The sequence below is a fragment of the Gluconobacter sp. P1D12_c genome (assembly GCF_018812105.1).
Classification (GTDB): domain Bacteria; phylum Pseudomonadota; class Alphaproteobacteria; order Acetobacterales; family Acetobacteraceae; genus Gluconobacter; species Gluconobacter oxydans_A.
Genome location: NZ_JACSIQ010000010.1, coordinates 46,308 through 59,901 on the forward strand (window position 1 = coordinate 46,308; position 13,594 = coordinate 59,901).

General features: G+C 56.7%; 14 protein-coding genes. 8 read left to right on the forward strand and 6 right to left on the reverse strand.

Annotation, left to right across the window (positions count from 1 at the left end; translation table 11 throughout):
• Positions 1-22 precede the first annotated feature (22 nt).
• A complete protein-coding gene (gene rpmG, locus KP705_RS11825) occupies positions 23-190 on the forward strand; it encodes a 50S ribosomal protein L33 (RefSeq protein WP_046901668.1) in 168 nt (55 codons plus the stop codon).
• A 113-nt stretch (positions 191-303) separates the two neighbouring features.
• On the opposite strand, the gene KP705_RS11830 is transcribed toward rpmG, so the two are convergent.
• Positions 304-633, reverse strand: coding sequence for a septum formation initiator family protein (locus KP705_RS11830; protein WP_046901667.1), 330 nt, complete (start codon positions 631-633; stop codon positions 304-306).
• A gap of 147 nt (positions 634-780) precedes the next feature.
• A complete protein-coding gene (gene eno / locus KP705_RS11835) occupies positions 781-2,061 on the reverse strand; it encodes a phosphopyruvate hydratase (protein ID WP_046901666.1) in 1,281 nt (426 codons plus the stop codon).
• Positions 2,062-2,163: 102 nt separating this feature from the next.
• Between eno and KP705_RS11840 the strand changes: the two genes are divergently transcribed.
• Entirely contained in the window at positions 2,164-2,649 is a 486-nt protein-coding gene (locus KP705_RS11840; RefSeq protein WP_046901665.1) for a DUF3429 domain-containing protein, read from the forward strand.
• On the opposite strand, the gene kdsA is transcribed toward KP705_RS11840, so the two are convergent.
• The 4 genes from kdsA to tpiA form a co-directional block, all read right to left on the reverse strand.
• Positions 2,637-3,461 (reverse strand): 3-deoxy-8-phosphooctulonate synthase, encoded by an 825-nt coding sequence (gene kdsA, locus KP705_RS11845; protein WP_215764490.1) that lies wholly within the window; start codon positions 3,459-3,461, stop codon positions 2,637-2,639. The two genes, KP705_RS11840 and kdsA, sit on opposite strands and share 13 nt — an antisense overlap.
• Positions 3,458-5,089 carry a CTP synthase gene (locus tag KP705_RS11850; protein WP_046901663.1) on the reverse strand — a complete coding sequence of 544 codons (1,632 nt, stop codon included), beginning with the start codon at positions 5,087-5,089 and terminating at the stop codon, positions 3,458-3,460. Before KP705_RS11850 ends, kdsA begins: the two co-directional genes overlap by 4 nt.
• 62 nt (positions 5,090-5,151) lie before the next feature.
• Entirely contained in the window at positions 5,152-5,502 is a 351-nt protein-coding gene (gene secG / locus KP705_RS11855; RefSeq protein WP_046901662.1) for a preprotein translocase subunit SecG, read from the reverse strand.
• Positions 5,499-6,293, reverse strand: coding sequence for a triose-phosphate isomerase (tpiA, locus tag KP705_RS11860; RefSeq protein ID WP_046901661.1), 795 nt, complete (start codon positions 6,291-6,293; stop codon positions 5,499-5,501). Before tpiA ends, secG begins: the two co-directional genes overlap by 4 nt.
• A gap of 54 nt (positions 6,294-6,347) precedes the next feature.
• On the opposite strand from tpiA, the gene KP705_RS11865 reads away from it, so the two are divergent.
• From KP705_RS11865 to pdhA, 6 genes are all read left to right on the forward strand, one after another.
• Positions 6,348-8,354 (forward strand): peptidylprolyl isomerase, encoded by a 2,007-nt coding sequence (locus KP705_RS11865; RefSeq protein ID WP_252348349.1) that lies wholly within the window; start codon positions 6,348-6,350, stop codon positions 8,352-8,354.
• Positions 8,354-9,766: an anthranilate synthase component I gene (gene trpE / locus KP705_RS11870; protein WP_046901659.1), complete on the forward strand. Its 1,413-nt coding sequence runs from the start codon at positions 8,354-8,356 to the stop codon at positions 9,764-9,766. Before KP705_RS11865 ends, trpE begins: the two co-directional genes overlap by 1 nt.
• A gap of 48 nt (positions 9,767-9,814) precedes the next feature.
• The gene (locus tag KP705_RS11875; protein ID WP_046901658.1) at positions 9,815-10,411 is read left to right on the forward strand and encodes an aminodeoxychorismate/anthranilate synthase component II; all 597 of its coding nucleotides are present in this window, start codon (positions 9,815-9,817) and stop codon (positions 10,409-10,411) included.
• Positions 10,408-11,499, forward strand: a complete 1,092-nt coding sequence (gene trpD, locus KP705_RS11880) for an anthranilate phosphoribosyltransferase (protein ID WP_046901657.1) — start codon at positions 10,408-10,410, stop codon at positions 11,497-11,499. The genes KP705_RS11875 and trpD overlap by 4 nt, the downstream gene beginning before the upstream one ends.
• Positions 11,496-12,419: an indole-3-glycerol phosphate synthase TrpC gene (gene trpC, locus KP705_RS11885; protein WP_046901656.1), complete on the forward strand. Its 924-nt coding sequence runs from the start codon at positions 11,496-11,498 to the stop codon at positions 12,417-12,419. The genes trpD and trpC overlap by 4 nt, the downstream gene beginning before the upstream one ends.
• A gap of 166 nt (positions 12,420-12,585) precedes the next feature.
• Positions 12,586-13,590: a pyruvate dehydrogenase (acetyl-transferring) E1 component subunit alpha gene (pdhA, locus tag KP705_RS11890; RefSeq protein WP_046901655.1), complete on the forward strand. Its 1,005-nt coding sequence runs from the start codon at positions 12,586-12,588 to the stop codon at positions 13,588-13,590.
• Positions 13,591-13,594 lie beyond the last annotated feature (4 nt).

Consider the following 13,594-nt stretch of genomic DNA (forward strand, 5'->3'; position numbering starts at 1 on the left):
ACGGCGCAAGCCCGAGGGTATCATGGGAAAAAGCAACGTTATTCAGATCCGTCTCGTCTCGTCGGCTGACACCGGCTACTTCTACGTCACGAAGAAGAACGCACGTTCTGCTACGGGCAAGATGGAAGTTCGTAAGTATGACCCGGTTGCCCGCAAGCACGTGACCTTCCGCGAAGCCAAGATCAAGTAAGATCTCGCGGATCATACGACGTTAAAAAAGGCGACCTTTGGGTCGTCTTTTTTATTGGCTCAATTTCTGACGAATAGACTTTCCCGAACATAAAAAAGAGCCGAGAACGGCTCTTAAAATAGTTTATCATGTGGACCGTAGGGGATGACAATATCACCGTTACGCGTCAGATTGAGCATGGCACGGGAACGTTCATCCAGAATGTCAGCATCAAGAGCTTTCTCTTTCAGAGCCAGCACGCGACGGTGCCATACCGCCTGTTCATCCTTGGCATCCTGCTGCGCCTGGATTGCCTGCTGCTGAAGCACAAGCTGATCCTGATAGGCACGGATACCATGAGCGCCGTGAAGGGCGTTCCACCCGAAATAAGCGGTCAGGGACAGAAAGAGCACAGGGGGAGCAACCGCGCGGATGGCACGTTTGATAAGTCTGACGGGTCTCACGCGGGGTAACAGGCTCCCTTGGCTTGAAAACTTCCCATCAATGTAGCTCAGAGAGAGGCTGCGAAACAATCACTGTTGTTCAAGACAGTAGATTATTTTAGCGAATACATAAAACCGGCCTCCTGAATGGAGGCCGGCGTTTGTTGATCAGGCGGACTTCAGAATGCTGCGACCCGCATAACGGGCTGCGCTTCCAAGCTGCTGCTCAATACGGATCAACTGGTTATACTTAGCCGTACGGTCAGAGCGGGAGAGGGAGCCCGTCTTGATCTGCCCGCAGTTCGTGGCAACAGCAAGATCTGCAATCACAGCGTCTTCAGTTTCACCAGAACGGTGGCTCATGACGCAGGTGTAGCCAGCCTTGTGAGCTGTCTCGACTGCTTCCAGCGTCTCGGTCAGCGTGCCAATCTGATTGACCTTCACGAGCAGGGAGTTCGCTGTCTTGGCCTTGATGCCGCGACGAAGGCGCTCAGGATTGGTCACGAACAGATCATCACCAACGAGTTGGAGACGATCACCCAGACGGGACGTCAGCTCAACCCAGCCTTCCCAGTCATCCTCAGCCAGACCATCTTCAATGGAGACAATCGGATACTTCTTGGCGAGATCTTCGAGGTAGGAGATCATGCCTGAAGAGTCGAACTCCTTACCTTCACCCTTCAGGTTGTAACGGCCGTTGCTGTAGAACTCGGTTGCTGCGCAATCGAGGGCAAACGTCACGTCATCGCCCGGACGATACCCGGCAGCCTCAACAGACTTCGTAATGAAGCTCAGAGCTTCATCAGCAGACTTCAGCCCCGGAGCAAACCCGCCCTCATCACCAACATTGGTGTTGTGACCAGCAGCAGAAAGGCCCTTCTTGAGAGCGGCGAAGATTTCAGACCCCATGCGCACGGCATCAGCCAACGTCGGCGCACCAACTGGCTGGATCATGAACTCCTGAATGTCGATCGGGTTATCCGCGTGTTCGCCACCATTCACGATGTTCATCATGGGAACCGGCAGCGTGTGCGCGAAAACGCCACCGACATAGCGATAGAGCGGCAGTTCCAGCTCTTCTGCCGTCGCCTTGGCAACCGCGAGAGAAACGCCGAGAATTGCATTCGCACCAATGCGGGACTTGTTCGGTGTGCCATCCAGCTCGATCATCGCATTGTCGATTGCGATCTGATCTTCGGATTCGGCACCCTGCAGCACTTCAAGGATTTCGTCTTCGACAAAACCACAGGCCTTCAGAACACCTTTGCCGTTGTAACGGGACTTGTCCCCGTCACGCAGCTCAACGGCTTCGTGGGCACCAGTGGAAGCACCGGAAGGAACTGCGGCGCGACCGCGGGCACCAGACGACAGCTCAACCTCAACCTCAACGGTTGGGTTACCACGGCTGTCCAGGATCTCGCGGGCGGTGATATCAACAATGGCGCTCAATGGAAGCTCTCCTGGATATGCGTGAACCGGGGGTGGCTCATAACCGTTCGGGACGGACCACACGTCTCGTCTCAAAATCAGAACACAAGGTCAATCGACGACATGCGTCTTCCTTTCCTCGCCCTGATCCTCGGTTTGGCAGGACTTATACCTTTCCTGACCCTTGGAGGGTGGATTTTCCTCGCCGGACTTTTCTCCCCACTCCCGCATCTAACCGTTATTCTTCTGGCCTATGGGGCATGCATCCTGTCTTTTCTCGGTGCAGTCCACTGGGGCCTCGCCATGGAGCGGCCAGATATCATCACAGTTCAGGGAACAGCAGATCGCGACCGCCAGAGACTCCTTCTGGGAGTCTGCCCTGCACTCTGGGCATGGCTTTCCCTTTGCGTTGGACTACTTGGTGGCTTGCGCGCCGGATACCTGCTTGAGGTTATCGGTTTTCTGGCAACGTTTGCTGTAGAACGAATGGCCTGGAAGAATGGCGCGCTGCCACCGGGGTACATGCCCCTAAGGGGCGTTCTAACGGTAGGGGCTGTCATAAGTCTCCTCATGGCAGCCCTGGCACCTTTACAGAATTATACGCTGTAGGATTTGGCCAAAGCGTCAAACGCTTTAAGGCGGGTCAACAAGGCCCGCATTTCTGAAAGCGGCACCATTGTTGGACCATCACTCGGAGCATGATCCGGGTCCTGATGTGTCTCGATGAAAACTGCCGCAACACCGATAGACAATGCAGCACGGGCGAGGGGTTCAACAAACTCCCTCTGGCCGCCCGTGGAGGCCCCTAGGCCACCCGGTTGCTGCACAGAGTGAGTGGCATCGAAAACAACCGGATAGCCCGTCTGAGCCATAACTGGCAGGCCGCGCATATCACTAACGAGCGTGTTGTAACCAAAGCTCGTACCACGATCACAGAGCATGATTCGCTCGTTACCGGTTGAAGCTAGCTTGGCCGCGACATTTGCCATATCCCAAGGCGCCAGAAACTGACCCTTCTTGACATTGATGGCACGCCCCGTTTGGCCAGCAGCAAGCAACAGGTCAGTTTGCCGACACAGGAAAGCAGGAATCTGGAGCACGTCCACCGCTTCCGCAGCGACAGCGCATTGCTCGGCAGCGTGAACATCCGTCAGAACAGGCACGTCAAAGCGTTCACGGATAGAAGCCAGAATATCCAGCCCCATTTCCATGCCTACACCGCGGGCCGCATTCACGGAACTACGGTTCGCCTTGTCATAACTGCTCTTGTAGATCAGCCCGATATCCAGCTCTCGACATGCCGTGGAGAGAGCATCTGCCATCTCCACGGCATGATCTCGGGATTCAATCTGGCACGGCCCTGCAATCAGCGTGAAGGGCCGGTCCTGACCAATCTCGAGCTTTCCAATCTGGAAGCTCACTTGCTTTCAGCCCGCTTGCGAGCTGCCCCGATAAATCCGGCGAAAAGCGGATGCGGATCAAACGGCTTGGACAGCAGTTCCGGATGATATTGCACGCCGATGAACCAGGGATGATCTGGATATTCCACGACTTCCGGCAGAACGCCGTCCGGAGACATGCCGGAGAAACGCAGACCCGTCTTTTCCAGGCGATCCTTGTAGTGAAGGTTCACTTCCCAGCGATGACGGTGACGCTCCCGAATATCGGTCGTGCCATAGATCTCCGCAGCACGTGATCCTGCAGCCAGCTTGGCCGGGAATGCACCGAGACGCATCGTTCCACCAAGATCACCGCCTTCACGGCGGCGCATCAGCTCATTGCCGTTTGCCCATTCCGTCATGAGACCAACCAGCGGCTCACTCGTGGGGCCGAATTCGGTGGAAGACGCTTTCGTGAGGCCAGCAAGCGAACGGGCGCATTCAATCACGGCCATCTGCATACCGAAGCAAATGCCAAGGAACGGAATGCCGTTTTCACGCGCATAACGGACGGCCTGAATTTTGCCTTCTGCGCCACGCTCACCGAAGCCACCCGGAACCAGAATGGCATCCGCATCCTTCAGGCGCTCGGCAATATCACCTGACTTCTCGAACTCTTCCGATTCGATCCAGTCGAGTTTGACGCGCACATTGTTCGCGATACCGCCATGCAGAAGGGCTTCCGCCAACGACTTGTAGCTATCCAGAAGCGCCGTGTACTTGCCGACGACAGCAACCTTGACCTCGCCCTCAGGCTCGCGAATCGCGTGAACGATCTTTTCCCACCGCGTCAGGTCCGGAGAACCTTCGAACGGCAGACCGAAGTAACGCAGAACTTCGCGATCCATGCCTTCGTTATGGTACGAAATCGGGCACGCGTAGATCGTATCCACATCCAACGCCGCAATCACAGCTTCCGAACGGACGTTACAGAAGTTCGCGATCTTGCGACGCTCGTTTTCCGGAATCGGACGATCCGAACGACACAGCAGAACCTGCGGCTGAATACCGACATTCTGCAGTTCCTTGACGGAATGCTGCGTCGGCTTCGTCTTCAACTCACCGGCTGAGGGGATGTAAGGCAGCAGTGTAAGATGCACGCACATGGTCTGGTTATGCCCCAGATCATTGCGAAGCTGACGAATGGCTTCAAGGAAAGGAAGGCTCTCAATGTCGCCAACCGTTCCGCCAATTTCCACCAGAACGAAATCATACTCTTCCGTCCCAGCCACCACGACGTCCTTGATGGCGTCCGTGATGTGCGGAATGACCTGAACGGTTCCGCCCAGATAGTCGCCGCGACGTTCGCGGGCGATGACATCGGAATAGATGCGACCTGTTGTGGTGTTGTCTGCACGGCGGGCATGGACGCCCGTAAAGCGCTCATAATGACCAAGGTCGAGGTCGGTTTCGGCCCCGTCGTCAGTAATGAACACCTCACCATGCTGATACGGGCTCATCGTGCCCGGATCCACGTTCAGGTAAGGGTCCAGCTTACGCATGCGGACCTTGTAACCGCGTGCCTGGAGGAGAGCAGCAAGAGCCGCAGAAGCGATGCCCTTGCCGAGAGAAGATACCACACCGCCGGTGATGAATACGAAGCGCGTCATGGGCGCTCCTCATACACCGAAGGTGGGGGCGAGGGGAAGCGTCGAGATGCTTCCCGATTCAGTTAGTGAGCAGGCGTCTCGGCAGGAGCCGGAGCAGCAGGGGCTGCAGGCGCAACAGGAGCCGTCGTCGCAGCAGCCGGGGCAGGCGGATCTGCAAGGATATCATGGCCACCGACACCCGAGGAAGCACCGCGGTTCAGAAGGGCCAGAACGAGGCAGAGCAGCATGAAAACGCCAGCAAGCACAGATGTCGCACGCGTCAGCAGCGTTGCCGTGCCGCGGCCAGTCATGAAGGAGCCCATGCCCTGGCTGCTACCGATGCCGAGGCCGCCGCCTTCACTGCGCTGGATCAGGATCGTACCGATCAGGGCCAGTGTGACCAGCAGATTGATGACAAGCAGAAAAGTGGTCATGAACGATAGGGTCCGGACAATGGTTGGGATGAGAGACGGAGCGATGCCGCTTCGGCAATGCGCAGGAAGCTTCTGGCTTCCAGGCTGGCACTACCAACCAGCACTCCGCCAAGCACCCCGATGGAAAGAATAGTCGGCGCCTGGGCCGGTGTTACGGAGCCGCCATACAGGATTGGCACGCGAATGTCATCCATCTTGAGACGGGACTGCAACAGACCACGCAACAAAAGCAGCGTCCGTTCAAGCTCTTCCCGCGAGGGAGTGACGCCACTTCCAATTGCCCAGACAGGCTCATACGCTAACACGCCATTGAAATTATCGGTCAAAGAGCCGTCAATCTGACTGGCCAGAACTGTAGCCGCACGACCATCCTGCCGCTCGGCCATCGTTTCCCCGATACAGACAACAGGAATCAGCCCGGCAGCTTCTGCCGCCTGTACCTTCTGTCGGATCAGGGCGTCGTTTTCACCATGGGCCTGCCGACGTTCCGAATGCCCCAGAAGAACATAACGCACGCCTGTATCGGCGAGCATTTCAGCCGAAATATCACCTGTGTGAGCACCGGAAACCGCAGTATGACAGTCCTGCGCTCCCAGCATTATGGATGCTCCTGCGCCCTCAAGTGCTTCAGCCACACGGTCCAGTTGCGTGAAGGGTGGGCAGATGACCATCCGTACATCGTCAGGCAGCGAACGCGCACCTTCGGCCACAGCTGTTGCAAGTTGCAGTGACGCCTCCCGCAAGCCATTCATCTTCCAGTTCCCGATGACGAGTTTCGGCGTTACATTCATGCTTCCTCCTGGGGGTGACCTGTCAGCTTCTGGTCAAGCGCGGCTCACGACATTATGGTGCGGCAAGTTCTAGCGGGCCTTCCCCGTCCGCACCATCCCGCCATCCGGATCCGTCCTGACCCTATGATTACCACCCTACGCCACCTCCTTGTTGACTCCTGGGCCGGCCGTGCCGCCGCAATCCTGATTTTCCTGGCCTTCATCGGGTGGGGTGTAGGAGACGTCTATTCCAATATGGGGACGAGCAGTTCCAATACGATCGTCACGATCGGGAACAGAACGATCACGCCGGATGACCTTGCGCGGGCACTCTCCGCACAGCTACCGGCGGCAGCCCAGCAGATGGGACTATCTGATCCGTCACATCTGCCAGACGGCACGAAGCAGCAGATAGCGCGTCAGGTTCTTCACAATCTCGTGATCCAGAACGAGGTACAACTTGCAGGCGAGCGTGCCGGCATGGTTGTGCCAGATGAGCTGATCCGGAAAGAAATTTTCGCAATCCCGGCTTTTCATAATGCAGCAGGTCAATTTGATCGTAGCATGCTGAATGACCGACTGGCGCGCATTGGCATCACCGAAAAACGCCTGATCCAGATGATTCGCGAGGACATTATTTCCCGTGCCCTGCTTCAGGGGATGGGTGCTTCCGTTCAGGCACCAGCGTCCCTTCTGAACCGTCTGTTCGCCTTCGATGCAGATCAGCGCGTCATGGATGTCCTGCGCGTTCCGTTCACCTCAACAGCAGTGTCAGCGGCCCCAACCGACGAACAGCTTCATCGCTATTACGACAATCATCCGCAGGATTTCCGCACTACGGAATATCGTCATGCAAAGATGGTCGTAATGACGGCGGACAGCGTCGCCAAGACAATTGAAGTGCCGGACGACGTCCTACACAAGCTGTATGATTTTCAGTCCCGCACGTACAACATGCCGGAAACACGCACGCTTCAGGTTCTGACCTTCCAGGACGAAAGCAAAGCCAATGCTGCGGCTACGGCATGGCGCAACACCAATGCGTGGGACGCGATCCAGAAGGCCTATCCGGATGCAGCGGCTGTCGCTCTTCCGCATGTCCGCGAGAGCGACATTCCGAACCCCGAACTCGCCAAGGCAGCTTTTGCAGCCCCCGCCAATCAGATCAGCGATCCGACGAAAACGGCAGCAGGCTGGGTCGTATTCAACATCACGGATGTCGTCGCCCCTCATCAGACCACTTTTGAGCAGGCTAAGCCTGAACTGCGCGATCAGGTCCAGAAGCAGGAAGCTCCCGAAGCACTTCAGGCGCGCCTAAAGCAGTTTCAGGACGCGATTGCAGGCTCCACAACGCTTGAGAAAATTCCATCCAACCTCGGTGCGGTACCAGCAGCTGGCTCGCTTGACTCCCATGGCCTGATGCAGGACGGAACCCCGGCACCAATCCCGGGCGATGCAGGCCTGCGTCAGTCCATCGTTCAGCATATCTTCTCCCAGAAGAAAGATGCCCAGCCAGTTGTTGTAAACGGCCCGGATGGATCTGCCTTCGCCGTTGTGGTGGACGAAGTCCATCCTGGAACGCGCCGTCCGTTCGCAGATGTGCGGGATCAGATCGTTCAGGCCTGGACCGCCGAGCAGCAGCGTCATGCCGCTGATACACGCACCACGGCCCTGTTCACGGAAGCCAAGAAAAGCACACTGGCAAAGGCGCTCGACAGTCAGGCTGAAGCGTCCAGCCTTCGCAAGGATGTGACAATTTCACGCATCCACCCGGACCAGTCTCTTCCTCAGAATGTTCTTCGTGCAGCATTCGGCCTGAAGGTTGGCACAACAGGCATGTATGAAGGGCCGGATGCGTTCTGGATCGTCAACGTGACAGGACAGAAGCCGGGTGCAGAAGCAGATGCTGCTTCTCTGCAAAAGGAGCTGTCGGCCCAGTACGTTCAGGCTCTTCAGGCCGATATCCCTGCTGCCCTAAACGCCAGCCTTGAGAAAACAGTGCCCGTGTCGCACCTGAACACCAACCTCTTCAATCAGGTCGTGGCGTCCACGTCACCGGGGAACGCAGGCGGAGCACAGTGATGAGCATCGTTCACAGCATTGAAGCCGCAGACCTTCTAACGCCCGTCTCAGCCTACCTCCGATTGTCACGCCTCTCTGATGATCCGTATCGGATGCTTCTGGAGAGTGTGGAGGGGGGAGCCGCGCGTGGTCGATATTCCGTGATTGCACTTCTGCCTGATCTGGTCTGGAAGTGCCGTAACGGCGAAGCGGTTCTGGACGGGACACCCTTGGAGGGGGACCCGCTGGAGACCCTCAAGGACATTATCGACCAGAGCCAGATGACGCTGCCGGTCGATATGCCTCCCATGATCGGCGGTGTCTTTGGCGTTCTGGGATACGACATGGTGCGGCAGATGGAATTTCTGCCAAATGCTCCCATCAACGATCTGGACCTGCCGGAGGGGATCATGATCCGTCCGCAGCTCTTCGCAGTCTTTGACTCCGTGCGTGATGAGCTGACCCTTGCAGTGCCAGTCCGTGGCTCGATGACAGAAGCAGAAGGCCATGCGCTTCTGGATCGTGCGCGTGAAGCACTAGCCGCTCCGCTTGAAAATGCCAGCGAGACACTTCCAGCAGGAAGTGAGTTGGCACCGCCGTCCAGCAATATGACGCAGGAGCAGTTTGAAGCGAACGTCCGCAAGGCACAGGATTACATCGCGGCAGGAGATGCCTTCCAGATTGTCCCGAGCCAGCGATTTACAACACCGTTTCCACTTTCACCACTTGCCCTCTATCGCAGCCTGCGTCGCGTCAATCCGGCGCCGTTCCTGTTCCTGATGGAGCTGGAAGATTACGCGCTGGTCGGATCTTCCCCCGAAATTCTTGTTCGTTTGAGGGAAGGGGAAGTCACGGTTCGTCCGCTAGCTGGGACACGTCCTCGTGGAACGGATCGGGAGCACGACCTGGAACTCGAGAGGGAACTGCTCGCTGACAAGAAAGAGCTGGCTGAACATCTGATGCTCATTGATCTGGGCCGCAACGATGTCGGACGTGTTTCCGAACTTGGCACAGTAGAAGTGCCGGATCAGTTCGTGATCGAACGCTACAGCCATGTGATGCACATCTCTTCAACCGTCACCGGGCAGATCAAAGCAGGCAAGACGGCTATGGATGCCCTCGTTGCGGCATTCCCGGCAGGAACCCTGACCGGAGCGCCAAAAATCCGCGCCATGCAGATCATTGATGAGCTGGAACCGACCCGTCGGGGGCCATACTCAGGATGCGTCGGATATTTCGGAGCAGACGGGGAAATGGATACCTGCATCGGGCTCCGTATGGCCGTTCTCAAAAACGGCCAGATGTATGTTCAGGCCGGCTGCGGTGTGGTCGCGGACAGCGATCCCAACTCCGAATTTCGTGAAACACAGGTCAAGGCGAGAGCTCTTTTCAGGGCGGCCGAAATTGCTGTCTCCAACGCAGCAAAATCCTGAAACAATGTTGCATTTGACGTAACGAAACGTGAAGGCCATCCTGTTGCCATGATCCTGCTCATCGACAACTACGACAGCTTCACATTCAACATCGTCCACCATCTGGGCGCGCTGGGTGTTGAATGTGATGTGAGACGAAATGACGCGCTGAGCGTGGACGAAGCACTTGCGCTCAACCCGTCTGCCATTGTGATTTCGCCAGGTCCTTGTGCACCAGACGGTGCGGGGATCTGCTGTGAACTGATCCGAGCCGCGGCCGGAAAGTTTCCCGTGTTTGGCGTATGCCTTGGACATCAGGCCATCGGTCAGGTTTTTGGTGCCACTGTCGTTCGGGCGCCAGTGCCGATGCACGGAAAGATCAGTCCTGTAAATCATGACGGGACGGGTGTTTTTGCAGGCTTACCGAACCCCGTAAACGTCGTGCGCTATCATAGCCTGACGCTCGATCCCACGACCATTCCTCCCGAACTGATCGTCAACGCTTCTACGGGAGATGGTGTGATCATGGGCATTCGCCACCGGGACTACGACATTCACGGTGTACAGTTTCACCCTGAAAGCATCGCATCGGTTGCAGGCCGTGAACTTCTTTCCAATTTTCTGACCATTGCCGGTATTCAGCACAAAGCTACTGAAGCGGCATGACAGGAAAGACAGATTTTGCAGCCGTTCTTCGCAAGGTTGCTGATAGCAAATGTCTGGCATCGCATGAAGCTGATGCCGCATTTTCCGCCATCATGGCTGGCTCCGTAGATGCTCCTTTACTCGCCGCATTTCTGACGGCTCTCAAAGTTCGCGGTGAAACAGAAGCGGAGCTGACAGGCGCAGTTCAGGCCGTCCGACGATACATGACGACCTTGCCTGATGTGCCTGATAAGACCCTGGATGTCTGCGGAACGGGCGGAGATGAGCTAGGGACGCTTAATGTCTCCACTGCGGTGGCATTCGTCCTGGCAGGACTCGGCGTTCCTGTGGCCAAACATGGCAACCGGGCACTTTCATCCCGCTCCGGCGCTACGGATGTACTGGAAGTTCTGGGTATTCCCCCGACCGATGACCTGACGCTTCAGTCCCATCGGCTACGTGAAAACAATCTGGCCTTTCTGGCGGCACCTTTTCATCACCCCGCGATGCGTCATGCCGCCCCGATCCGGAAAGCTCTTGGCTTCAGAACTCTCTTCAATCTACTTGGCCCCCTGTGTAATCCTGCGCAGGTTCATCGCCAGCTGATCGGTGTTTTTGATGCCCGATGGTGCGAACCTGTCGTCCGGACTTTGGCTAATCTTGGCAGCACGCATGTCTGGGCTCTTCACGGAACCACAGATGAGGGCGGCAGCGATGAACTGACGCTGGCAGGCCCAGCTCAGATTGTCTGTCTGGAGAATACGAAAGTTCTCTCCCTTTCATTCGAACCAGAAATGGCGGGAATGGTCAAAACGCCGATCTCTGCCGTTCGCGGCGGAAACGCTGAAGAGAACGCCGTCGCCCTGCGCGCACTCCTCAATGGCGCTCCCGGCCCGTATCGTGATACTGTACTTCTGAATGCTGCAGCTGCCCTGCATGTGGCAGGCCGAGGTAGCGTCGTGCAGAACGGCACAATTGACGCACAGGCTTTTCGTAACAATGTAGCTCTGGCAGCAAGTGCCATCGACGATGGCTCCGCGCGCGCAGCTCTGGACAGAGCGGCCATGACAAATTCCACCCTTATAAAAACAAACGCAGGACTATCATGACCTTCATGCATCAGCGACCCGCGATGACCTATGCACCTGAAGGGGTAGAGCAGTTTCCTGACCCGGAAGTTCCGGAGACGACCACGCCGCCCATCAAGGATCCCGCCGTCGAGACAACCGATCGCAGCGACGTTCTTGCTCGCATCTGCGCCCGCACACGGGTGGATGTAGAACAGCGTTCACAGATCATGTCTCTCAAGGAGATCACGCTGCGCGCGCGTGAAGTCACGGCGCCGACACGAGGCTTCGGTCAAGCCCTCCAGCATCTGACAGCAGACCGACAGGTTGGACTGATCGCGGAAATCAAGAAGGCATCTCCATCCGCTGGTGTGCTCCGCCCCAATTTCAATCCTGTTGAAATTGCGCTGTCTTATCAGGCTGCTGGTGCAACGTGCCTGTCCGTTCTGACGGAAGGATCATGTTTCCACGGCAGCACAGATGATATCCGTGCCGTTCGCGAGGCGTGCAGCCTTCCAATCCTGCGCAAGGACTTCATTCTTGATCCCTGGCAGGTCCACGAGAGTCGTCTGATTGGGGCAGATTGCATCCTTCTGATTATGGCCGCCCTGACAGAAACGCAGGCATCGGAACTCATTGGAATTGCACGTGGCCTGGACATGGATGTGCTGGTTGAAGTGCATGATGCTGACGAACTGAACCGGGCTCTTGCGCTCGACACGTCTTTGATCGGCATCAACAACCGAAACCTCCGCACCCTGAAGACAGACATTCAGACAACGCTTGATCTGGCCCCTATGGTCCCACCTGACCGTCTGGTTGTGTCCGAGAGCGGCATTAAAACGCAGGACGATCTGTTGAAAGTCGGTGAAGTCGGCGCCAGTGCCGTGCTTGTGGGAGAAAGCCTCCTTCGTGAAGAAGATCCGGGCCAGGCTGCACGCCGGCTATTAGGTTTCGTCTAATTTTTCTTGCTGAGATGGGGTTCTTCCCCTCTCAGCCATGTCATTCCGCATCGAGCTCACGCCCTCCCGCTTTTCCTTTCGGAGATGTAACTGGGGTCGCTCTGGCCTTCCGGGTCGAGTGACGGTAAGAGCTTCCCCAGATTTGTGCATTTGCAGGAGACCTGCCATGGGCGAGACAACGTCCGCTTCCTACCGGAGCAATGGTCCGGCCCTTTCGCCGGAAACAATGAAGCAAGCCTACAAGGACATGCTTCTTATCCGACGTTTTGAGGAAAAAGCTGGTCAGCTCTATGGAATGGGCCTGATTGGCGGCTTCTGCCATCTTTACATCGGGCAGGAAGCTGTTGTGGCGGGTATCGGTCTGAACATGAAGCAGGGTGATAAATCCATCACCTCCTACCGCGACCATGGCCAGATGCTTGTGGCCGGCATGACACCCCGCGGCGTAATGGCTGAGCTTACCGGGCGTTCAGGCGGCTACTCACGCGGCAAGGGCGGCTCCATGCACATGTTCTCCCGCGAGAAAGAATTCTACGGCGGTCACGGCATTGTCGGTGCGCAGGTGGCTCTAGGCACAGGCTTGGCCTTTGCCAACATGTATCGAGGCACGGACGAAGTCTCCATCGTCTATTTTGGCGAAGGTGCATCAGCTCAGGGACAGGTCTACGAGAGCTTCAATCTCGCAGCCTTGCACAAACTTCCCTGCATCTACGTCATCGAGAACAACAGATACGGCATGGGCACGTCCATTGAGCGTGCTTCTGCCTCCAAAGATCTTTCTCGTAATGCTGAGCCTTGGGGCATCGCGAGCCGCAAGGTCGATGGTATGGACATTTTTGCCGTCCACCAGGCTGCGCAGGAAGCCATGGAACACTGCCGCTCCGGGAAGGGGCCTTTCCTGCTGGAAATGGAAACCTACCGTTATCGCGGGCACTCCATGTCTGATCCGGCCAAATACCGTGATCGTGCTGAAGTTGAGGAAATGCGTCGGACACGTGATCCGATTGAAACCTTGAAGGCTGAAATGCTGCGCAACGGCATAGAAGAAAGCATCTTCAAGGACATTGAAACCGAAGTGAAAGCCGTCGTGGCGGACGCTGTTGAATTTGCACAGACCTGTCCTGAGCCGGATCCATCCGAACTCTGGACTGACATTTTGGTGGAGGCCTGATTTC